The organism is Streptomyces sp. NPDC048278 (genome assembly GCF_040652195.1).
Taxonomy (GTDB): Bacteria; Actinomycetota; Actinomycetes; order Streptomycetales; family Streptomycetaceae; genus Streptomyces.
In genome coordinates, this window is the sequence record NZ_JBEZLP010000022.1 from 146,476 (window position 1) to 169,197 (window position 22,722).

The following is a 22,722-nucleotide window of genomic DNA, read 5'->3' on the forward strand; positions in this document are numbered from 1 at the left end:
ACTGGGTGGGTTCACTTGACGGCGCCGGCGGTCAGCCCGGCGACGAGGTAGCGCTGGAGGAGCAGGAAGCCGGCCACGACGGGCACGCTGACCACGAGCGAGGCGGCCATGATCTGGTTCCAGTACACGTTGTTGAGCGTGGAGTAGCCCTGGAGGCCGACGGCGAGGGTGCGGGTGGTGTCGTTGGTCATCACCGACGCGAAGAGCACCTCGCCCCAGGCGGTCATGAAGGCGTAGACGGCGACCGCGACGATGCCGGGGATCGCGGCGGGCACGACGATCCGCAGCAGCGCGCCGAGCGGTCCGCAGCCGTCCACCAGGGCCGCCTCGTCCAGGTCCCGCGGCACCGAGTCGAAGTACCCGATCAGCATCCAGATCGAGAACGGCAGCGAGAACGTCAGGTAGGTGAGGATCAGGCCGCCGCGGGAGCCGAACAGGGCGATGCCGGTGGCGTTGCCGATGTTGACGTACAGCAGGAACAGCGGGAGCAGGAAGAGGATGCCCGGGAACATCTGGGTGGACAGCACGGTGACCGTGAAGACGCGCTTGCCGCGGAACTCGTAGCGGCTGACGGCGTAGGCGGCGAACACCGCGACGACGACCGAGCAGACGGTCGCCGAGACCGCCACGATCAGCGAGTTCACGAAGTACCGGGCGAGCGGGATCGTCGACCAGATGTCGATGTACGGGCGGACGGTCAGCCCGCTCGGCAGCCAGCGGAACTTGCCGGTGACGTCGGAGAGCGGCTTGAGCGAGCTGGAGATCATCACGTACACGGGGATCAGCACGAACCCGGTGAGCAGCGTGAGGAAGATCCGCCGGGACCAGAGGAAGGACCGCGGCGGGGCCATGGGCGAGCTAGACATCCGAGGTCCTCCGTCCGCGCGAGGTGAACACCAGGTACACGCCGGTCACCACCAGCAGGAAGAGCAGCAGGAGCACGGACATGGCCGAGCCGGCGCCGAAGTTCCAGGTGACGAAGGAGGCCTGGTAGATGTGGACCGAGATGAGGTCGGCGGCCTCCGGCGCGGACTTCCCGAACAGGACGTACGGCGTGTTGAAGTCGTTGAACGTCCACAGGAACAGCACCAGGACCAGCACCTGGTTGACCGGGCGCAGCGACGGCAGGGTGATCCGGCGGATCTGCTGCCACATGCCGGCGCCGTCCAGGGCGGCGGCCTCGTACAGCTCCTTCGGGATGTTCTGGAGGCCGGCCATCACGATCAGGAAGGCGAACGGCCAGCCCTTCCACACGGACACGGTGAGCAGGGCGTAGAAGCTGTTGTCGCCGATCAGCCAGAAGGACGGCTTGTCGGTGAGGTGCAGCTGGTCGTGCAGGACGTGGTTCACCAGGCCGTTGTCGTGCTGGAACATGAACACCCAGGTGATGACGGCCGCGTAGACCGGCAGCGCGTACGGCACCAGGAACAGGGCGCGCAGCAGGCCGCGGCCCCTGAAGGTGTCCTGCATGAAGACCGCGGCGGCGGTGCCGATCAGCCAGCACAGGCCGACGGAGAGCAGGGTGAAGCCGACGGTGACGGAGAACGAGTGCAACAGGGCTTTGCCGATGGGGGCGTTGAACTCGACCGACAGCTTGTAGTTGTCGAATCCGGCCCACGGGGCGGTGGTCCAGTCGCGGATGTAGAACTGGGTGAGCTCCTTGAAGCTCATCACGACGCCGATGACCATCGGGATGAGGTGGACGAGGAGTTCGAGCAGCAGGGCGGGCAGCAGGAGCAGGTAGGGCAGTCCGATGCGGCGGATCCGCCCGGGGCGGCGGCCCGAGCCGCCCGCCGCCCCGGGGGAGTTCACCTGCGCCGGTTCGTGCACGGCGGTGGTGGTGGTCGTCATCGCGTTCAGGCCGCCGGCATCTGCTGCTGGGCCTTCTCCAGCTCGGCCTTGACGGATTCGGTGGTGACGGCGCGGCCGGCGGCGGCGTCGGCGAACAGGTTCTTCACCGCCGTGCCGACGGTGGTCTCGAACTGCGACTCCGCAGCCACCTGGGGCAGGGCCGCGGCGCTGGTGGCGAGGGTGTCCTTCAGGACGGAGTTGGCCGGGGTGTTGAAGGCCGCGTCCTCCTGGGCCGCCTTGACCGGCGGGATGGAGCTGTAGGCGGTGTTGAGGATCTTCTGCTCGTCGTCGCTGGTCATGAACTTCACGAACGTGGTGGCGCCGTCGAGGTTCTTGGTGTTCTTGAAGACGGCCAGGTTGATGCCGGCCACCATCGAGTTGACCTGGGCGCCGGTGCCGGGGGTGCCGGACTGCACGGGGACGGGCGCGATGCCGTAGTCGCTGTCGCTCATGCCCTGCGACTTGAGGTTGGAGGAGGCCGACTGCCACAGCAGCATGGCCTGCTTGCCCTTGGCGAAGTCGCTGACCGACTGGTTCTGCGCGTACTCGGCGTCACCGGTCGGGATGGCCTTGTCCTTGGCCATCAGGTCGACGTACTGCTTGACCGCGGCGACGATGTTGTCGTTGGTGAAGTCCGGCTTGCCGTCGGCGGTGAAGAAGTCGGCGCCGTGCTGCTTGGCGAAGACGAAGACGTGGTGGATGTTCTCCGAGACGTTGCCGCCCTCGGCGCCGAGCACCGACTTGCCCTTGGCCGATATCTTCTTGCCGTCGGCGACCAGCTCGTCCCAGGTGACCGGGGGCTTGGCGATGCCGGCGTCGGCGAAGATCTTCTTGTTGTAGTAGAGCGCGTACGCCATCGAGTACAGCGGTACGGCCGCCGGGTCCTTGCCCTCGGCGCCCGTGGAGCCGAGCGCCGAGTCGACGAAGCGGTCCTTGCCGCCGATCTTGCCGAAGTTCTTGGCGTCCCAGGGCAGCAGCGCGCCGGTCGCCTGGAGCGAGGCGCTCCAGGTGTTGCCGATGTTCAGCACGTCGGGGCCCTGGCCGGAGGTGGTCGCGGTCAGGATCCGGTTGAGCAGGTCCGACCAGGGCACGACCTCCAGCTTGACCTTGATGCCGGTCTGCTTCTGGAACTTGTCGAGCTCCGGCTGGAGGACCTGCTTGTCGACCTCGATGCTGGCACCCTGGTTGGAGGCCCAGTAGGTGAGCGTCTTCGGGGAGTCGTCGGACCCGCCCCCGGTGGACGAACCGCCACCGCAGGCCGTGGCCGCGAGGGCGAGAGACATGGTGACGGCGCCTACGGCCGCGGCTCGGATGCTGCGCATGGCTCCAGCTGTGCCTTTCCGGGAGTCGAGAACCCCGAGAGGGCTTCGCGAAGGCCGGCGCCCGCGGGTGCGGACGCCTGGACCGACGTTCGGCTTCCAAAGCCCCTCATGGCTTAATTTAGGACGTGAGTTAATCCCCCGAACAGTAGCTCGTCAAGGGATCCGGCACGGGTATCCGTGCAGGCGGGCCGGGGAACAGCCGGTTCCGCGGCGATGCCGCGCCCACGCCCGACGGCGTGACCTGGGCCGAAGCGGGGTGACCTGCGTGGGGAGGGGCCGGCCGCCGTTCCACAACGGTTGTGTTTCGACGGGCGGTTGCGGGCGCCGACGCGAGGTGGCGGGGGCCGGGGAGGTGCTCCCCGGCCCCCGCCTCCGGCGTCACCGGACGGGAGCCACGGCCGGGACCACCCGTGTCACCGGGTGGAGGCCGCCGCGGGGGCCGGTGCGTGGCCCGACGGGCGTGCCGTGAAGGTGCCGCGGCCCTGGGTGCGACCGCGCAACCGGGTCGCGTAGCCGAAGAGTTCGGCCAGCGGCACGGTGGCGGTGAGCACCGCCGCGCCGCCCCGCGCCACGGAACCGGTGACCCGGCCGCGCCGAGCCGCCAGGTCGCCGAGCACGCCGCCCACCGCGTCCTCGGGCACGGTGACCGTGACCTCGGCGACCGGCTCCAGGAGCGTCATCGCGCAGGCCCGCAGAGCCTCCCGGAGGCCGAGCCGCCCCGCCGTACGGAACGCCGTGTCGGAGGAGTCCTTCACATGCGTAGAGCCGTCGGTCAGCGTGACCCGCAGCCCGGTCACCGGATGCCCGCCGAGCGGCCCCTCGGCCAGGGCGTCCCGGCAGCCGGCCTCGACCGCGCGGACGTACTCCTGCGGCACCCGGCCGCCGACGACCGCCGACCGGAACGCGAAGCCGCCCGCGCAGCCGCCGTCGTGCTCGCCCTCGCGCCCGTCCTCGTGCCCCAGGGGTTCGACGTCCAGGACGATGTGCGCGAACTGCCCGGCCCCGCCGGTCTGGTGGACGTGCCGGTGCACGAAGCCGGTCACCCCGCGGGCCACGGTCTCCCGCAGGGCGACCCGCGGCCGGCCCACCGTGACCTCGGGGCCGCCGTCCCTGCGGATCTTCTCCACCGCGACCTCCAGATGCAGTTCGCCCATCCCGGACAGCACGGTCTGCCCGGTCTCGGCGTCGGTCCGGACCACCAGCGAGGGGTCCTCCTCCGCCAGCCGGGCCAGCGCCTGCGCCAGCCGGTCCGTGTCGGTACGGCGGCGGGCCTCGACGGCGACCGAGACCACCGGTTCCGCGGCGGTCGGCGGCTCCAGGAGCAGCGGGGCGTCCGGTGCGCACAGCGTGGCACCGGGGCGGGCCGACTTCAGGCCGACGACGGCGACGATGTCACCGGCCACCGCCCGGTCGAGGGGCTCGTGCCGGTCGGCCATGACGCGGAGGATGCGCGCCACGCGTTCGGTGCGGCGCGTCGCCGGGTCCCACACGGTGTCTCCCTTCTCGATCGTGCCGGAGTAGACCCGGACGTGGGTGAGGCGCCCGGTGGCGGTCGCGGTCACCTTGAACGCGAGCGCCGCGAACGGCCCCTCGGGGTCGGCGGCCCGCCGCTGCTCGGCACCCCGGTGGGTACCGCGCACCGCGGGGACGTCGAGCGGCGCGGGCAGGTAGGCCACGGCCGCGTCGAGGAGCGGTTCGACGCCCCGGTTGCGGTAGGCGGAGCCGCACAGGACGACGACGCCCTCGCCGCTCAGGGTGAGGTCGCGCAGAGCGCCGGCCAGGGTGTCGGCGGACAGCCGGCCGGGCGGTGCGCAGAACTCCTCCAGCGCGGTCGGGTGCAGCGCGGCCACCGCCTCCTCCAGCGCGTGCCGGCGCCGGTCCGCCGCCTCCCTCAGCTCCTCGGGGACGGGCCCCTCCGTCGCCGTACCGCCGTCGTCCGCCCAGACCAGCGCCCGCATGCGCACGAGGTCGACCACGCCCGTGAAGCCGTCCTCGGTGCCGATGGGCAACTGGACGACGAGCGGGGCCGGGTGCAGGCGGGTGCGGATCGACTCGACGGCTCTGTCGAGGTCGGCGCCCGCACGGTCCAGCTTGTTGACGAAGGCGATCCTGGGCACGCCGTGCCGGTCGGCCTGCCGCCACACCGACTCGCTCTGCGGCTCCACGCCGGCGACCGCGTCGAACACGGCGATCGCGCCGTCGAGGACGCGCAGCGAGCGTTCGACCTCGTCGGCGAAGTCGACGTGTCCTGGGGTGTCGATGAGGTTGATGCGGTGACCGTCCCAGGCACAGCTGACGGCCGCGGCGAAGATGGTGATGCCGCGGTCGCGCTCCTGGGGGTCGAAATCGGTGACGGTGGTGCCGTCGTGCACCTCGCCGCGTCGGTGGATGGTGCCGGTGGCGAAGAGGATGCGTTCGGTGACGGTGGTCTTCCCTGCGTCGACGTGGGCGAGGATGCCCAGGTTGCGAACGGCGGCAAGGGGGTTGACGGAGTTCGTGCGGGGTTCGGTGCGCATGGCCCGGTGCCTTTCGGACGACGGTTCCCGGAATCGCTCCCGGAAGGGGCGGCGCGATTTCCCGTGCGGCGAGGCCCGATCGGTCATGCCTGACGAGACATCAGATCAGGTACACGTACCGATGGTTGACGGATCCGGTCGCGCGTCACGGAGTCCGGTGCCGACCGCGCGGCGGGCACCGGAGGGACGGGGACACGAGGATCACGTCAAAGCGGGAAAGGGCGCGGGGAAGGGAGGGGACGACAGCGGTGCGCTCACGCATGGCCCTCTCCCCTCGTTCGTCCGGACTCGTCACGGCAGAGCCCCGCGACCGCGGGTCGCGGCTACGGTGCGTGACAGTGGACGAGTGTAGGCAGGGGGCGCGGGGCCCGGCACCCGGTTTTCGACCGGCCGTCCCGATCCTTCAAGTCCCGGACAGGCGCCCGGTCTTCGACTGTCACCTCTTGGCCGCCCGACCGGAAGCGCCGCTGGGTAGCGTCGTCGCGTTTGAGCCATCGGCACGGGAAAGGCGGACCCATGTCCCATCGAGACGACACCCCGGCACAGGCGAACACCGGGCAGAGCCGGCGCGGTTTTCTCCGCAGCACGGCGCTGGCCGGCGCGGGAACGGCGGCAGCGGGAACCGGCGCGGTCGTGCTCGGCGCGCCGCCGGCGTCCGCAGCGGAGGCCGACGGCGGTGCCAGGACCGGCACCTGGAGACCGGACACGGACGCTCTCCGGTTCACCCTCGCGGTCATGCCGGACACCCAGTTCCTCTACTGGGGCAGCCAGGACAGCGTCAACCGGACGCCGCAGGAGGCGTCGTTCCGCTATGTCGTCGAGAACAGCGGGGACGCGAACGGCGACAACATCGTGTTCATGGCGCACCTCGGCGACCTGACCCAGGACGCGGACCCGTCCTCCTTCCAGCAGGTCGACAAGGCCTTCGCGCTGCTGGACGGGCACGGTGCCGGCTACAGCGTGCTGGCCGGCAACCACGACGTGAGCGGCGACGACAGCCGCGGTGACACGCCGTACCTGCGGACCATGGGCCCGCAGCGGTTCGCGCACGCGAAGACGTTCGCCGGGGCCGACCCGACCGGGTACAACACCGCGCACATCTTCCGGGCCGCCGGCCGCTCCTGGCTGCTGCTCGCCCTGGACTGGCGGACCAGCGAGCAGGGTTTCGCGTGGGCCGAGAGCGTCGTCAAGGCCCACCCGAAGCTGCCGGTGATCCTCACGACGCACGACCTCGTCTACTCCGACTACGATGACAACGTTTTCCCGTACGAGTCGGGGGACCCCGAGGACAACGCCGTCCTCTCCGCCTACGGCCGGACGGTCTGGGACCGGCTGATCGACGGCAACGACCAGATCTTCCTCACCCTCAACGGCCACTACTGGCCGCCCGCGCGGACGACCGCGAAGAACGCCGCCGGCAACGATGTGCACCTGCACATCACGAACTACCAGAACCGCTACTTCGGCGGTGGCGGCATGATCCGGCTGTACCACTTCGACCTGGCCCGCAACACGATCGACGTGGAGACGGTCAACCCGTGGATCCTGGCCCAGGAGCCGGAGTCCCGTTCCGAACTGGCGGCCGAGCACGCCCGGATCACCGGTCCGGTGGACGACTTCTCGGTGCCGATCGACTTCGAGCGACGCTTCGCCGGCTTCGCCCCGGTGCCGGCCCGGCCCGCCCGGCCGGCCGCCCGGGAGCTGGTGAAGGGCACGCTGGCGTACTGGCGTTTCGACGGGCAGGGCGCGCCCGGCACCGCGCTCGGTGCGGGCGACACCGTCCGTGACCTGTCCGGGAAGGGCAACGACCTGACGGTGGTGACCCTGCCGGGCACCGCGGCCGACGCGCTCACCTGGTCCGCCGACCACCACCCCGACCAGCCCGCGCACGCCAGCCTGAGGTTCGGCGGGGGCCGCAACCCGCTGCACGGCTCGTACCTGACCACCGGGACACACGCCCCGCTGAACGGCGAGACGTTCGAGTCCGGGTACACCATCGAGACGTTCGTGATGCTGCCGCTGGACTGGGACGCCGGGAACAACGGCTGGGCGTCGGTGCTCAGCCGCCGCGGCTCGGCCGGGGACGCCGGAAAGCACGGCAGGAACACCGACCCGGGCGAGCCGGTGCTCCAGCTCTCCATCTCGAACAACGGCCGCGAGCCGCAGTTCAACCACTACCCGCTGAACGCCACCTGGCCGACGACCAACTGGGGGCACGGCCTGGTGGAGCTCAAGTGGTGGCACCTGGCGGTGGTCAACGACGGCCGCCGCACGAGGCTGTACGTCGAGGGCGCCCCGGTCGTCGACAACCCGAACCGGCTGTCGGCCGGCCTCACCTCGCTCGGGCTGCCGTGGCTGGTGGGCGGCCACGAGTACGCGGGCGCGGTCGACATGGTGTTCCACGGCAGCGTCGGTGACATCCGGATCGTGAACCGCCCGCTGGCCGCGGACGAGTTCCTGACGGCGCGGTGAGCCGGGTCTCCCGTCTCCTTCGGCATCTCAGAACCTGCGGCCGAATCTCACGAACACTGGCCGAGCGATGGCCGAGCGATGGCCGAACGGCGACGGAGAACGCCGTCCGCGCTAGGAAGCTCGTGCGTCGTGGCTCTCGCGATTGACGAGGACCTGTCCCATGTGCGTCTGGGCCCACTGTCTGAGCCCGCCTGTCAGGTGGTGGAGCGAGAGGCCGAGGTCGGTCAGCTCGTAGGTGACCGTGACGGGGACCGTGGGGGTCACGGTGCGGGTGAGCAGGCCGTCGCGTTCGAGGGCCCGTAGGGTCTGGGTCAGCATCTTCTGGCTGACGCCGACCAGTAGCCGGGCGAGCTCGGAGTAGCGCATCGCCTTCGGGGCAGGGGACGCGCCGGGCTGTTCGGAGGTGTCACCGCCCAGTGCGCACAGGATCAGGACGACCCACTTGTCCGAGATCCGGTCGAGGAGCTGACGGCTGGGGCACACCGCAAGGAACGCGTTGTATTCCGCCTTGGCCTGCGCTTTCTCGTCGGCCTTCGTCGTCGTCACCGATCTCGCCTCTCCCCTTCTGGGTCGTTACGCACCTCAGAGTGCCTACTTCCCGACATGAAGTTCCTCTCCAACACTGGTGCAAGGGGGCTGGAGACACCACCCCCTTGCACGAAGTGAAAGGCGCCACGATGAACACGCCCTCCGCACCTCTTCCCGGCGGAACCTGGACGCTGGGTGACTCCTCCGTAACCCGGTTCGGCTACGGCGCGATGCAGCTCGCCGGCCCGTGGGTCATGGGGCCGCCCGCGGACCACGACGGTGCCCTGACCGTGCTGCGCACGGCGGTCGGCCTCGGGATCACCCACATCGACACCAGCGACGCCTACGGACCGCGCGTCACCAATGAGCTGATCCGTGAAGCGCTGCACCCCTACCCGGAGCCGCTGTTCATCGCCACCAAGGTGGGTGCGACCCGCGACGCGCAGGGCGGCTGGCCCACGGCCCGGCGCCCCGAAGACCTGCGCAAACAGGTCCATGAGAACCTCGAATCCCTCGGCGTCGAGACCCTCGACCTGGTCAACATGCGTATGGGCGACGCTCAAGGCCCCCGGCCGGGCTCGATCACCGAAGCATTCGAGACGCTCGTCGACCTCCGGGACGAGGGCCTGATCCGCCACCTCGGCGTCAGCAATGTCACCGCAGAGCAGGTCGCCGAGGCGCGCAGCATCGCCCCGGTCGTGTGCGTGCAGAACATGTACAACCTCGCCCACCGCCACGACGACGACCTCGTGGACCGCCTCGCCGCCGACGGCATCGCCTACGTGCCGTTCTTCCCCCTGGGAGGCTTCACGCCGCTCCAGTCGGAGGCCCTCTCGCAGGTCGCGAACCGGCTGGGGGCGACGCCCATGTCGGTCGCGCTGGCCTGGCTGATGCAGCGTTCCCCGAACATCCTGCTCATCCCCGGCACTTCGGCCACCGCCCACCTGCGCGAGAACATCGCAGGCGCCGGCCTCTCCCTCGGAGACGAAGACCTGCGCGAACTGAACGGCATCGGCCACTGAACATCGAACCGTCCAGCATGCGCGTCGCCCCTGTCGGCCACGGTGCTCGCGGTGGCCGGCGGCCCGGTCCGGTCGACGCCACCAGCGACGAGGACATCGACGAGCAGTTCACCGTGAACTTCCGCTCGCACTGGACCGCCATGAACGCCGAGGTCGCGCTCATGCGGCAGGGCGGCGGCGGGGCCATCGTCAACACCTCCAGCATCGGTAGCCGCCGGGCCAATTCCGGCCTGCCCGCCTACGGGGCCATGAAGCGCGCACTCAACAGCCTCACCGAGACCGCCGCGGTCGATCTGGCTCCCGCCAACATCCGGGTGAACGGCATCACCCCCGGCGGCACCGCCACCGAGATGATCGACGAATGGGAAGCGGCGACGCCCGGAATCATCGAAGGCATGAGCGCCAGGATCCCGATGGGCCGGATGGGCGAGCCCCGGGAGATCGCCGAGGCCGCCGCGTGGCTGCTCAGCGACCGAGCCTCGTACGTGACCGGCGCGATCGTCCCCGTCGACGGCGGCGCCGGCGCCTGAAACAGGAGCGGCCCGCACCCCGGGCCACTCCCTCAGGCACACACCTGCATGGCAGCAGTACGGCGATCACCGGCGCCGCGTCCGGTATCGGTCCCGGACCCGCACGGCAGGAGGCGTGGTCCCGGGATGCAGTCGGTCCGCCGGGACCTGCGGGTCATGGGTGGACGTTCATCACCGTCAGCGGCAGACGAACCGCAGGTGGCAGCGGGGGCATGGCCGACTCGGCCCGCATGCCCTGGACCAGCAGGGCGGCGAAGCGTCGTGAGGCGGCCACGGCAAGGTCCTGCGTGGTGGTTCGGATACCGCTGTTGGCCATGAGCACCATGACCAGGTCGTCCAGGACGAAGTCCGGGCGCAGCCTGCCTGTCGTGCCGGCCCGGCGGGCGAGTTCGGCGACCTTGCCCAGCGCCCGCTCCCGTTGCGCGGCGAAGTCGATCGCGCGGGGGAAGGCCGAGACGAACGCCGCGGTGAAGCCCCGGTTCCGCGCGTGCAGTTCACACACCTGCTCGATCATCCGGCAGAAGCCCCGCCACGGATCCGGATCGGCCAGCCCCTCGTCGACGATGGCCGTACAGGCTGCCATCTCCTCGGTGAAGACCTCGGTGACCAGGGCCTCCTTGGTCGGGAAATGCCGGTAGAGGGTTGCCGGGCCCACCTCGGCACGCCGGGCGATCTCCCGCATCGGCACATCCAGGCCCTGCGCGGCGAACAGCTCCCGCGTCACGGCGAGGATGCGTTCCCGGTTGTCCCGGGCGTCCGAGCGCAGCGAGTGAGGCAAACGGTTCGTCACCGCTCTCACTTTAGTCAAACGGACGGGGTGTTCCGTTAGCGTCCGGCTGCATGAGAGCACTGACCTTCTCCGTATACGGTCCCGCGAACGTCCTTGAGGTGACGGACGTGCCGGAACCCCACGCCGGGCCGGGCCGTGTCCGGGTCTCCGTAAGGGCCTCCGGCGTCACTCCCGCCGACTGCAGGCTCCGCGCGGGCCGGTTGCGCACGATGATGCCGGTGCCGCTGCCCCATGTGCTCGGCGTGGACGCCGCGGGTGTGGTCGACGAGGTCGGTCCTGGCGTCACCGGTGTCCGGGTGGGAGACGCGGTGTTCGGCATCGTCGATCTCGCCGAGCTCGGCGGTGCGAACGCCGAGTACGCCGTCCTGGCGACGTGGGCGCCCAAGCCCGACGCGTTGACCTGGGAACAGGCCGCGGCGGCGGCGAACATCGAGACCGCCGCCCGCGCGCTCGACCGGCTGAAGGCCGACGCCGGCACGGTCCTGCTGATCGAGGGCGCGGCCGGCGGGGTCGGCACGGTCGCCGTCCAGTTGGCGGCGGCTCGCGGCGCTACCGTCATCGGTACGGCGAGCTCCCGTAATCACGCGTTCGTAGCGGAGTTGGGGGCGATACCGATCACCTACGGACCCGGCACGGCCGAGCGGGTCGGCGCCCTGGAACTGGGCGGAGTCGACGCCGTCCTGGACTGCGCCGGTTCGGGTTCGCTGCCCGACCTGGTCGACCTCGCCGAAAGCCCGGACCGGGTGGTGACCATCGCCGACCTGAACGCGGCCAGGTACGGGGTCCACCTCTCCCGCTCGGCCGGCCCCGACGCGGACCCGCAGGCCGTCGACGGGCTCGCCGAGGCCGCCGCCCTCGCACAGCAGGGCCGCTTCACCGTGCCCCTGGCCGCCGCCTTCGCCCTTGAAGACGCGGCAGCGGCCCACCTGTTGAGCGAAACCGGGCACGCACGGGGAAAGATCGCACTCACCCCGTAGGGCCTGTCCGGCGGATCTTCGCCGCGCGCATCGGCGGCGGCGCGCGGGCCGCCGGTCTGCGCACGGCGGCCGATGCCGGCCCGGTGGTGCCGGCCGCGCCGCCCTGCGACGCCGGGGCGAGCGAGGAAGCGACACGGAAGGTGAGACGACCGAGGGATGACACGGCGTGAGACGGCACACGGGACCGCGGGCCGTGACGCCATCGCACGACCCCGAACCTGAGGACCCGCGTCTCCGGCCCGTCCGCCGGAGACGGGAGGCATCCGAATGGTATGGAGTTGGTCTAGTCCTCTTGACTGGCAGGCCCCGACGGCGGTTTGGTATGTACCAAATCTCGGCCCACCCCCACCATCCCGCCCTCGATGGGCATCCCGAAAGGGCCAATGTCATGCACCTGGCAAGATTTGCGGCCTCCGCGTGTGCGCTCGCACTCGCGGCCACCGGCGTCACCGTCGCGCTGGCCCCCGCCGGCAGCGCCGCGGGGAGCAGCGTCTACTCCGTCGCTCCCTACGTCGACATGTCGAACGGTCAGGAAGGACTGCTCGACACCGCCGTCACGGGACACGGACTCAAGGCCTACACGGCGGCCTTCGTACTCGGCGAGGGCTGCACCCAGATCTGGGGCGACACGCTCCCCATCGGCAACGACTCCTACACCGACCCCGAGATCGCCAGGGCGAAGTCCGAGGGCGCCTCCGTCATCATCTCCTCCGGCGGGGCCAGCGGAGAGCCGCTCGCCTGGACCTGCTCGACCCAGAGCAGCATCGACGCCGGCTACCAGGCCATCATCAACGACTACGGCGTCACCCAGCTCGACTTCGACGTCGAGGGCGCCGCCATCGCGGACACCGCGGCGGCGGCCCGCCAGATGCAGGCGATGAAGGACCTCAAGGCGTCCAACCCCAACCTGAAGTTCTCCATGACCCTGCCCGTGCTGACCAGCGGGCTCACCGGCGACGGCGTCAACATCCTCAAGGCCGCGAAGACGGCGGGCATCAAGATCGACGTGGTCAACGTCATGGCCATGGACTACTACGCGGGCACCGGCACCGAGATGGGCCAGGGCGCGGTCTCCGCGGCCAGGGCCACGCTGGCGCAGATGCAGTCCGTCGACTCCGGCTACACCTACGCCAACCTCGGCATCACGCCGATGATCGGCAAGAACGACGACGGGTCCACCTTCACCCTCGCGGACGCCCAGACGGTGGAGTCCTTCGCCGCACAGAACGGCGTCGGACGCCTGTCGTTCTGGTCGGCCAACCGGGACCAGCCGTGCAGCGGCAGCGCCAACTCGCTCTCCACGTGCAGTGAGATCAGCCAGAACACGCTCGCGTTCACCGACGCGTTCGTGCCCTACGAGGGCAGCACGGGCGGGGGCGGCGGAGGCACCACCACCGACTTCTCGCTGTCCCTGTCGCCGGGTTCCGCCTCGGCCGCCCAGGGCGGTTCGGCGACCGCGACCGTCGGTACGGCCGTCACCTCCGGCAGCGCAGAGTCCGTCGGCCTCTCCGCCTCCGGCGCGCCCTCCGGCGTCAGCGTCTCCTTCTCCCCCACCTCCGTGACGTCCGGCGGCAGTTCGACGCTGACGGCGACGGTCGGCTCGTCCGTGGCGGCGGGCACCTACCCGATCACCGTCACCGGCACGGCCGCGAGCGGCAGCCACAGCGCGACCTTCTCGCTCACGGTCACCTCCTCCTCCGGCGGCGGGGGCGGCGGGGGCTCGCTGACCAACGCGGGCTTCGAGACCGGCAGTCCGAGCCCCTGGACCTGCACGGGCGGCAGCGCGGTGGTCTCCAGCCCGGTCCACGGAGGCAGCCACAGTCTCCAGGTCGCGCCGAGTTCCAGCAGCACCGGCGAGTGCGACCAGAGCGTCACCCTGTCCGCCAACCACACCTACACCCTCACCGCCTGGGTGCAGGGCCCGTACGCCTACATCGGCGTCAGCGGCGGCGCCTCCGCGAGCACCTGGTCCAACAGCAGCAGCTGGAACCAGCTCACGGTCAGCTTCACCACCGGAAGCAGCGGGGCGGTCACCGTCTTCGTGCACGGCTGGTACGGCCAGGCCGACGTCTACGCGGACGACTTCACCCTCACCTGACGGCGCCGTCCACGCGCGCCCCGGCGGCGAACTCGGGCTTCACCCCCGGGCGAGCCGGCGGGGCGTGCTTCGCGCTCCGCTCCGGCCCGGACGACGAGGCTCCGCAACCCTGTCGACTTGCACGCGTCAACCTTGCCTGCCTGGATGCGGCCCTTGATTGAAACGTTTCAAGCACGCAAGCCCTCCCCCACGAGACCGAGGAGAGACATCCCGTGAACCATTCCTTCAAAGGCGCGTTCCGCATCGCGCTCGTCGTCGGCCTCGGCCTGGCCTTCGGCGGCGTGGCGCCCTTCGGGTCCCCGCCGCCGGCGGAGGCCGCCACCTCGGCCGCGGCCACCCCCGGCGACCCCTACGACCTCGCTCCGACCTCGCGGACGCTCGCACCGGTCTCGGTGTACCGGACCGCCGGCTCGGTGAACGACCCCACCCATGTGCTGTCGCACCAGGCCACCCGGCTGAACGGCAACGGCTCCGCCGTGACCCTGGACTTCGGCAAGGAGGTCGGCGGCATCGTCACCCTCTCCTTCTCCGGGGCGAGCGGTGCCGGGCAGCGCGTGGGGCTGGCCTTCAGCGAGTCGTCGCTGTACGTCGGCAACAGCAGCGACAACTCGGGCGGCGGTACGGACGGCGCGATCTACGCGACGGCCGACGGCGCCGGCAGCTACACCATGCCCGCCGACAAGCTGCGCGGCGGCTTCCGTTATCTGACGCTCTTCCTCGACTCCGGTGGCTGGGTGGACGTCAACGGCGTCTCGCTCGCGTTCTCGGCCGCCCCCGGAGCCACGAATCCGGCGGCCTACCCGGACTACTTCTACTCCAACGACACGCTGCTCAACCGCATCTGGTACGCGGGCGCCTACACCGTGCAGATGGACACCATCGATCCGACCCAGGGGCGGCCGTATCCGCCGGTCTCCTCCGGGTGGGAGAACAACGCGGTGGTGGGGGTGGGCAGCGAGGTGCTGTCCGACGGGGCCAAGCGCGACCGCTCCGTGTGGCCCGGCGACCTGGGCATCTCCATACCCACGGCATATGTGAGCACCGGCGACATGACCGCCGCCCGCAACTCCCTGACCACCGTCTACCAGATCCAGCAGCCGACCGGCGAACTCCCCTGGGGCGGGCCGGAGTTCAATCTCTTCGGGTCCGACACATACCACCTGTGGACGCTGCTCGGCACCTACACCTACTACCTGGACACCGCCGACCGGAGCTGGCTCGACGGCATCTGGGCGCAGTACAAGCGCGGCGTGGACTTCATCACCGCCAAGGTCGACTCGAACGGTCTGCTCGGTGTCACCGGGACCCTGGACTGGGCCCGCACCGGCCAGGGCGGGGAGAACATCGCGGCCAACGCCATGCTCTACCGGGTCCTGACCACCGGCGCGTCCCTGGCCCGCACCGAGGGCGACGGCACGCTGGCGACCGGCTACGGCAACCAGGCCGCGGCCCTGAGGACGCAGATCAACTCCCGTCTGTGGGACGCGTCCACCGGCGCCTACAAGGACAACCCCACCAGCACCGTCCACCCGCAGGACGGGAACTCCCTCGCCGTCTGGTACGGCGTGACCTCCTCCGCCGCACAGGCCGACAGCGTGACCGCCTACCTGCGCACCCGCTGGGGCAGCCGCGGCGCGCAGACCCCGGAGTGGAACAACAACATCTCGCCGTTCACCGGCTCCATGGAGGTCTACGCCCACCTCGCCGCCGGCGACGACACCAACGCCCTGAACCTCATCAGGACCGAGTGGGGCTTCATGCTCGACTCGCCGATCGGCACCAACAGCACGTTCTGGGAGGGGTATTCGAACCAGGGCGATGTCGGCCCCTACGGCGGTTCCTTCACCAGCATGGCGCACGGCTGGTCCACCGGGCCCACCGGCGCGCTCACCTCCGACGTCCTGGGCATCCAGCCGACCGGCGCGGGCGGCACCGCCTACCAGGTCGTCCCGCACCCCGGTGACCTCACCCATGTCGAGGGCACCCTGACCGTGGCCGCCGGAAAGACCGTCCACGTCGGCTACGACCACCCCGCCGCCGGCGACTTCACCCTGCGGGTCGACACGGGCTCCGACACCGGCTCCACCGGGGTGATCGCCGTACCGAGGTTCGGGCTGGACCACACGGTCACGATCAACGGCACCACCGCATGGAACGGCACCGCCTTCACCGGCGCCACCGGCGTCGCGAGCGCGGACCAGGACGCCGACTACATCTACTTCCGCGGCGTGCAGCCCGGTTCGTACACCGTCGCCTATCCCGCCACGGGCACCGTGTCGCCCACCGAGCACACCGCGCTGCCGGGCACCTGGGCGCAGTGTGCACTGGAGAACGGCAGCTGCGCCGTCTCCGGCACGCAGACCCTCGCCTTCGGCGCCCAGGGCCGGTTCGACTACCTCACCGCCACCGGAGACACCGCGTGCACGAACACGGCGTTCGGCGACGACCCGGTCAGCGGCATGGCCAAGGCCTGTTACGTCCAGGCCCCGCCGCCCACGACGAACGTGTGGACCCCCTGCGCCACCGAGGGCGGCACCTGCTCGTACGCCGGGGTGATGACCGTCGCCTACGGCGCGAACGGCACGTACACCTATGCCACCGTGCCGAGCACCGCCTGCGACAACACGGCCTTCCCCGACCCCACGCCCGGCACCGCCAAGTCCTGCTACCTGACGGCCCCGCCGCCCACGTTCACGACGTGGACCACCTGCGCGGCGGAGAACGGGAGTTGTTCGTTCACCGGCACCCACGAGGTCGCCTACGGGGCCGACGGCCGCTACGCCTACGGCAGCTTCACGGGCGGCACGCCCTGTGACAACGCTGTCTTCGACGACCCGGCGGCCGGGACGGTCAAGAACTGCTACGTCCAGTAGCGGCAGGCGCGGAGGAGGGCCGGTCCCCCGGGGCGGATGCCCGGGGAACCGGCCCTCTTTCCCGTGGAGTCAGCGGAGTTACTGACCGAAGCCGTAGGCGAACAGGTGGTCGGTGCCGGTCTGGCCGGTCACCGGCAGCGTCACCGACGCCACCTGCTTGGACGGATCCAGCGCGACCTTCGTGGCGAAGACGTAGGTCTTCACGCCGTCCCGGCCGCCGCTCCCGGTGTTCCGGTAGGCGGTGGTGACGGCCGTGGTGTCACCCGGCAGCGGCTTGCTCGGGCCGCCGTTGAGCGTCCAGTCCGAGAAGCCGACCGTCGCCTGGGAGGTGGTGCCGTCGGTGTAGGTGACGGTGAGCGTGCCCGAGACCCCGCTGCCGTCGGTCGGTGCGTTGACCGCGGAGCCCAGCAGCCCGAGCGACGACCCGGAGGTGCCGGCCGGCATCGGGATCGTCTGGCCGGCCATCTCCAGGTTGTCGAGCTGACCGGAGGTCACCGTCGGCCAGGTGTAGGAGACGCCGTCGACCGTGAGGGTGGAGCCGCTCGTGACGCCGGCCGCCGACAGCGCGTTCTGCGAGTAGGCCCAGCCGCCGCCGTCGAACCCGCCCGAATAGGTGGTGCCGTCGGGGTAGATGCCCTCGTTGGTGGCGTACGGCCACAGCGCGCCGGCCTTGGCGACGGCCACCCGCAGGGTCGCGCCGGACAGGGCCGTACCGGTGGCGTGGTCGGTCAGGGCGAAGGTGACCGGGTACGTTCCCTCGGTCGCGCCCGCCGTCACGTGGACCTTGGCCTCGGCGCTGCCCGCGGCGGGCACCGTCAGCGAGCCGGAGGCGGTGTCCAGGGTGACGCCGGAGGGCGCCGTCGCCGTCCAGTCGACCGTGACGGCCTTGGCGCCGAGGTTGGTCAGGTTCAGGGTGGCGTCGTCGCCGGTGCCCGGCTGGAGGACCAGGCCGTTGCTGGGACCGGTCGCCGCCAGGACCCGGCCGCCGCCCGTGGTGTCCGACGGCGGTACCGCCGAAGGGCCGGACGCCCAGGAGGTGTTCGGCTGGGTGCCGAGCGTGTAGTCGAGCGTGCCCGCACCCTTGAACTGCTGGAACGTCAGCCAGGACGCGTTCCACGCCTTGCCCTTGACGTCGAGCGACTGCACGTAGGGCGCGTCGGGCGCGGCCTGCGGGGCGTTGATCCGCACCGTCCTGCCGTTGCCGAAGGTCACCTGCGCCGTCGGGAACGCCGGGCTGCCGAGGACCAGGGTGTCCGTGCCCGGGGTCTCCGGGTACATGCCGAGCTCGGACCAGACGTACCAGGAGCTCATGGCGCCGAGGTCGTCGTTGCCGAACGAGCCGACCGGGGCGTTGAAGTACAGGCCCTGCTGGGCCGCGCGGACGGCCGCCTGCGTCTTCCACGGCTGGCCCGTGTAGTTGTACTCCCAGGGGATCTCGACGCTGGGCTCGTTGCTCAGGTCGGCGTCGGTGCCGCCGGGGCTGGTGATGTCGTCGAGGAGGCTGTCCAGGTAGGCCGAGTACGCCTTGGTGCCGCCGCGGGCCTGGATGAGCTGTTGCAGGTTGAAGGGGACCATCGGGGTGTACTGGGCGGAGGTGCCCTCCACGAAGCCGTTGGAGGTGCCGGGGGTGAAGCCGCCCGCGAACTGGCCGTCCTTGTTCTTCGCCTGCATGTAGCCGGTCTGCGGGTTGAAGACGTTCATCCAGTCCTGGGCGCGGGTGGCGAACTTCGTGTAGACGTCCGTCTTTCCGAGCGACTTCGCGAAGGCGGCGAGGGCGTAGTCGGCGCTGTCGTACTCCAGTTGGGTGGAGACGGGGCCGTAGAAGTTGCAGCAGTTGTAGTCGTTCTCGTCCAGCGGGAGGTAGCCCTTGGCGTCCCGTACCGACTCGCCGGGGCGGTCGTTGTTGGGGACGGTGGCCTCGTGCTGGAGGGCGGCGAGGGCCTTGGCCGTGTCGAAGTCCGTCGCGCCGAAGGCGTACGCGTCGGCGATGATGCCGGCGGCCGGGTCGCCGACCATGACGTAGCTCTCGCCGTTGTTCGAGGCCCACTTGGGCAGCAGGCCCGTCTGGTCGTAGCCGTTGAGCATCGAGGTGACGACGTCACTGGCGACCTTGGGCTCGGCCAGCGCCATCAGCTGGGTCTGGGAGCGGTAGGTGTCCCAGCCCGAGTAGTTGGCGTACTGCGCCTTCTGGCCCTTGGCGAGCTTGTGGATCTGGTTGTCCATGCCCATGTACTGGCCGTTGGCGTCGGAGAAGACGTTCGGGTGCAGCAGGGCGTGGTAGAGCGCGGTGTAGAACTGCGTCTGCTGGTCGGCGGATCCGCCGCCCACCTCGATCTTCTTCAGCACCGCGTTCCAGGCGTCGTGGTTGGCCTTCTCGACGGCGCCGGCGTTCCAGTTCCTGATCTCGGCGGAGAGGTTGCCCGCCGCGTTGGCGTCGCTCGTGTACGAGATGCCGACCTTCGCGGTGACCGTGGTGTTCGCGGAGGTGTCGAAGGTGAGGTACATGCCGTTGGCGCCGGTCGTGGGCGGCTGGGCGGCGTCGGCGGCCTTGGACAGCCGGGAGGCGGCACTGGCGCTCGGGGTCGCGGAGGTCTTGGCGGAGGCCTTGGCAGCGTTTCCGTGGACCGTCGGGGCCGGCTTCGCCGGGACGGTGAAGTGCTTCTCCTTCAGCGGCCTGGACGTGGACTTCTGCGGGGCCGGGCTGACCTTGCCCGCCTTCAGCGACTTCGCGTCGGGGGTGATGGTGCTGCCGACCCAGGTGCCGCTCGCCGCGAACGGCCGGTCGAACTTGATGTCGAAGTGCAGCGTGTACCGGTTGCTCGCGCCGCAGAAGTGGCCGCTGTCGATCGCGCCGCTGATCTCCTTGCCGTTCACCACCTGGACCCGGGTCCCGTCGACCTGGGTGGCGCCCCCGCTCAGCTTGAACAGCAGGTTCGCCTGCTGTCCCGCGGGGAACGTGAAGGTGCCGAGACCGGCGCGGGTGGTGTCGGTCAGCTCGGTCTTCACGCCGTTGGCGTCGGTGACCTTGTACGACCCGACGGCCGCCTGCTCGTCGGCGTGGCTGAAACCGACCGACGTGCTGCCGAGGTTGCCCGAGAGCGCGCCGGTCACCGGCAGCACGGGCAGGTCGCCCGCGACCGGGCAGCCCGGTCCCGAGACGTGGGTGAGGCTGAAGCCGGAGATCTTCTTGTCGGCGTACTCGTAGCCGCCGCCGTCGGGGCGGTTCGGCGTCGTGTCGGGACCCCACTGCACCATGCCGGCCGGCATGTCGGGGCCGGGGAAGGTGTCCACCGCGCCGGAGGTGCCGATCAGGGGGTTGACGAGGGACGCGGGGTCCGTCACGAGGGCCGGCGTGCCGGCGCTCGCGGCATGGGCGCTGCCCGCCGCGGTGAGCGGCAGGGCTGCCATGCCCAGGACGCAGACCACGGCGAGGCGCCTGCGGAATCTCTCTCGGGTGGAGCGTGGTGCGGCTGGACGTCGGGGTCTCACCATCGGTTGCCTCCGCAGCAGTTCGTGCTTCGCACATCAGGTGTCGGCGCGCCGAAAACCACCGGAATGCCGGCGACAGGCAACGAATCCGGTCGCTCCCACGGCCTGACAACGTTGCCATGCACGAGAGTCGAGTGAAACGCCTGCGCTTGCGGCGTGTCAACGAGGCCAACAAGACTTTCTGGGCGCGAAGTTCACGAAGGGGCGTGCGCCGGGCTCAATGCCGTGGGCGCTTGCGGGAGTTACGGCTCCCTGGCAACGCCCCTACCGTCCCCGGGAGACGAGGCTGAGCGCGTCGGCGAGCTGTTCGCGGTGCCGGCGCAGCGCCTCGGGGGTGACGCCCTCCTCGGCCACGGCCCGGGCGAGGTCGTCGGTCGCCACCTTGAGCACGGCGCTCATGGTGGCGGCCCGCATCCGGACGTCGAGCGGGTCGGCCGCCCCGCCCGCGCGTTCGGCGAGCACTTCGGCGAACGTGTCCTCCGCACGCTCCCTGAGCACCAGATAGACGGCGCGCAGCGCGGGTTCGCCGTGGGTCAGCCGGATCACCGTGAGGACCGCCTCGGCGTCCCCGTCGGCCGACGGGTCGAGTGCGGGCCGGTAGGCGGCGCGCAGGTGCTCGGTGAGGTCGACGCCGGGCGGCCAGGCGTGCAGGACCGTGCGGAAGGCCGCGACCGACCGGGTGAGCAGCGGCTCGACACAGCTTTCCTTGCTGGGGAAGTAGCGCCACAGCGTGCGTTCCGAGACACCGGCCGCCCGTGCGATCTGCTCGCCGGAGGTGGCGGCCACCCCGTGCGCGGCGAACAGCCGGACCGCGTGGCGGGAGATCTCCAGGCGCTGCCGCTGCCGCTGCCGGTCGCTCACCGGGGGCCGTCCGCGGCGGGGCGCTATCGGGCCACTGTCCACCGTCACGTCCTCCATCGGGCGATCCAACCACGCCGGAGCCGTGCGGCGACTGGCCGAAAACATTATTGGCAGTGACTGACAATAAAGTGTTACGGTCGAAGTGCCGGAAGATCGCGTTCCGAGGTCCAGGAGGAGGACCATGAACGGTGCCGCCGAGCGTTCCCGACTACCTTTCGCACGACCGAACGTGCTTGATCTCGCACCCCTCTACGCGGTGCTGCGCCGGGAGGCGCCGATCACGCCGGTCACCACCCCGGCCGGGGATCCGGCCTGGCTGGTGACCCGCTTCGAGGAGGTCCGCGACCTCCTCGGCGACAAGCGGCTGGGCCGCTCCCATCCCGAGCCGGAACGGGCGTCCCGCATCACGAGCGCCGCGGTGCAGGAGGGCCCCTCGGGCGACTACGCCACCGAGGAGGCCGACCACACCCGGATGCGCCGCCTGCTGACCCCGGCGTTCTCCGCCCGGCGCATGGTGATGCTCTCCGATCACGTACGGCAGCTGGTGGACGACTGCATCGACCGGATGCTCGCCGAACGGGCCGCCGCGCCCGACGGCGTGGTCGACCTGCACGCAGGACTCGCCTTCCCGGTGCCCGTCGCGGTCATCTGCCGGCTGCTCGGCGTGCCCGAGAGCGACCGCGAGCACTTCGCCTCGCTGTCGGAGCGGATGGCGAACTACGCCATCGGCGGCGAGGCCGAACGGGCCCGCGAGGAGTTCAACGAGTACATGACGACGCTCGCCGAGGCCAAACGCCCCCGGCCCGGCGAGGACGTCATCTCCGACCTCGTCCGCGCCCAGAGCGCCGACGCGGACTTCGACTACTCCGAGATGATCAGGCTCTGCGTCGGGCTGCTCTTCGCCGGCCACGAGACCACCGTGAACCGCATCGGGCTGGGCACGCTCTTCCTGCTCACCCGCCCCGACCAGTGGCAGGCACTGACCGCCGACCCGGCCGGCCGGGTCAACGCCACGGTCGAGGAGATCATGCGCCTGGGCGCACCCGGCGACCTCGGTCTGCTGCGCTACGCCCACACCGACGTCGACGTCGCCGGGGTCACCATCCGCAGCGGCGACGCCGTGATCCTCTCCATCAACTCGGCCAACCGCGACGCGTCCGTCTACACCGACGCCGAGACCTTCGACCCCGACCGTCCGGAACGCAACCACCTCGGATTCGGCCACGGCCCGCACTTCTGCATCGGGGCGAGCCTGGCCCGCACGGAACTCCGCATCGTCTTCGCCGCCCTCGCCGAACGCCTGCCCGGTCTGCGGCTCGCCAAGGACGTCGACGACCTCACGATGCGCACCACCCTCACCGGCGGGGTCAGCGAGCTGCCCGTGACCTGGTGA

General features: G+C 70.7%; 14 protein-coding genes and 1 pseudogene. 7 read left to right on the plus strand and 8 right to left on the minus strand.

Features of this window, described 5'->3' with window-relative positions:
- Positions 1–11: 11 nt before the first annotated feature.
- From AB0D74_RS32145 to fusA, 4 genes are all read right to left on the minus strand, one after another.
- Positions 12–851: a carbohydrate ABC transporter permease gene (locus AB0D74_RS32145; RefSeq protein WP_362594845.1), complete on the minus strand. Its 840-nt coding sequence runs from the start codon at positions 849–851 to the stop codon at positions 12–14.
- A gap of 7 nt (positions 852–858) precedes the next feature.
- Positions 859–1,851, minus strand: coding sequence for a sugar ABC transporter permease (locus tag AB0D74_RS32150; protein WP_362594782.1), 993 nt, complete (start codon positions 1,849–1,851; stop codon positions 859–861).
- A gap of 5 nt (positions 1,852–1,856) precedes the next feature.
- Complete coding sequence (locus AB0D74_RS32155; protein ID WP_362594784.1) at positions 1,857–3,173, minus strand: sugar ABC transporter substrate-binding protein; 1,317 nt, start codon at positions 3,171–3,173, stop codon at positions 1,857–1,859.
- Between the two features lie 413 nt (positions 3,174–3,586).
- Positions 3,587–5,689, minus strand: coding sequence for an elongation factor G (gene fusA / locus AB0D74_RS32160; RefSeq protein ID WP_362594786.1), 2,103 nt, complete (start codon positions 5,687–5,689; stop codon positions 3,587–3,589).
- A gap of 516 nt (positions 5,690–6,205) precedes the next feature.
- On the opposite strand from fusA, the gene AB0D74_RS32165 reads away from it, so the two are divergent.
- Positions 6,206–8,161, plus strand: coding sequence for a LamG-like jellyroll fold domain-containing protein (locus tag AB0D74_RS32165; RefSeq protein WP_362594788.1), 1,956 nt, complete (start codon positions 6,206–6,208; stop codon positions 8,159–8,161).
- Positions 8,162–8,272: 111 nt separating this feature from the next.
- Here the strand turns inward: AB0D74_RS32165 and AB0D74_RS32170 are convergent, their stop codons facing one another.
- The gene (locus AB0D74_RS32170) at positions 8,273–8,707 is read right to left on the minus strand and encodes a helix-turn-helix domain-containing protein (RefSeq protein WP_362594790.1); all 435 of its coding nucleotides are present in this window, start codon (positions 8,705–8,707) and stop codon (positions 8,273–8,275) included.
- Between the two features lie 131 nt (positions 8,708–8,838).
- On the opposite strand from AB0D74_RS32170, the gene AB0D74_RS32175 reads away from it, so the two are divergent.
- Together AB0D74_RS32175 and AB0D74_RS32180 are read left to right on the plus strand one after the other, a co-directional pair.
- Entirely contained in the window at positions 8,839–9,711 is an 873-nt protein-coding gene (locus AB0D74_RS32175; protein WP_362594792.1) for an aldo/keto reductase family oxidoreductase, read from the plus strand.
- Between the two features lie 38 nt (positions 9,712–9,749).
- Positions 9,750–10,241: pseudogene (locus AB0D74_RS32180) on the plus strand (SDR family oxidoreductase); the annotation flags it as partial.
- 154 nt (positions 10,242–10,395) lie between these two features.
- Here the strand turns inward: AB0D74_RS32180 and AB0D74_RS32185 are convergent.
- Positions 10,396–11,031 (minus strand): helix-turn-helix domain-containing protein, encoded by a 636-nt coding sequence (locus tag AB0D74_RS32185; protein ID WP_362594794.1) that lies wholly within the window; start codon positions 11,029–11,031, stop codon positions 10,396–10,398.
- Positions 11,032–11,081: 50 nt separating this feature from the next.
- Between AB0D74_RS32185 and AB0D74_RS32190 the strand changes: the two genes are divergently transcribed.
- The 3 genes from AB0D74_RS32190 to AB0D74_RS32200 all read left to right on the plus strand — a co-directional run bounded on the left by AB0D74_RS32190 (position 11,082) and on the right by AB0D74_RS32200 (position 16,979).
- Positions 11,082–12,008 carry an NADP-dependent oxidoreductase gene (locus tag AB0D74_RS32190; RefSeq protein WP_362594797.1) on the plus strand — a complete coding sequence of 309 codons (927 nt, stop codon included), beginning with the start codon at positions 11,082–11,084 and terminating at the stop codon, positions 12,006–12,008.
- A gap of 388 nt (positions 12,009–12,396) precedes the next feature.
- Entirely contained in the window at positions 12,397–14,106 is a 1,710-nt protein-coding gene (locus AB0D74_RS32195) for a carbohydrate binding domain-containing protein (protein ID WP_362594799.1), read from the plus strand.
- A 212-nt stretch (positions 14,107–14,318) separates the two neighbouring features.
- Positions 14,319–16,979 (plus strand): trehalase family glycosidase, encoded by a 2,661-nt coding sequence (locus AB0D74_RS32200; RefSeq protein ID WP_362594801.1) that lies wholly within the window; start codon positions 14,319–14,321, stop codon positions 16,977–16,979.
- Positions 16,980–17,057: 78 nt separating this feature from the next.
- Here the strand turns inward: AB0D74_RS32200 and AB0D74_RS32205 are convergent, their stop codons facing one another.
- Positions 17,058–20,387 (minus strand): lectin, encoded by a 3,330-nt coding sequence (locus AB0D74_RS32205; protein WP_362594803.1) that lies wholly within the window; start codon positions 20,385–20,387, stop codon positions 17,058–17,060.
- Between the two features lie 345 nt (positions 20,388–20,732).
- Positions 20,733–21,386: a helix-turn-helix domain-containing protein gene (locus AB0D74_RS32210; protein WP_362594805.1), complete on the minus strand. Its 654-nt coding sequence runs from the start codon at positions 21,384–21,386 to the stop codon at positions 20,733–20,735.
- Positions 21,387–21,558: 172 nt separating this feature from the next.
- Between AB0D74_RS32210 and AB0D74_RS32215 the strand changes: the two genes are divergently transcribed.
- On the plus strand, positions 21,559–22,722 hold the full coding sequence (locus tag AB0D74_RS32215; RefSeq protein WP_362594807.1) for a cytochrome P450: 1,164 nt from the start codon (positions 21,559–21,561) through the stop codon (positions 22,720–22,722).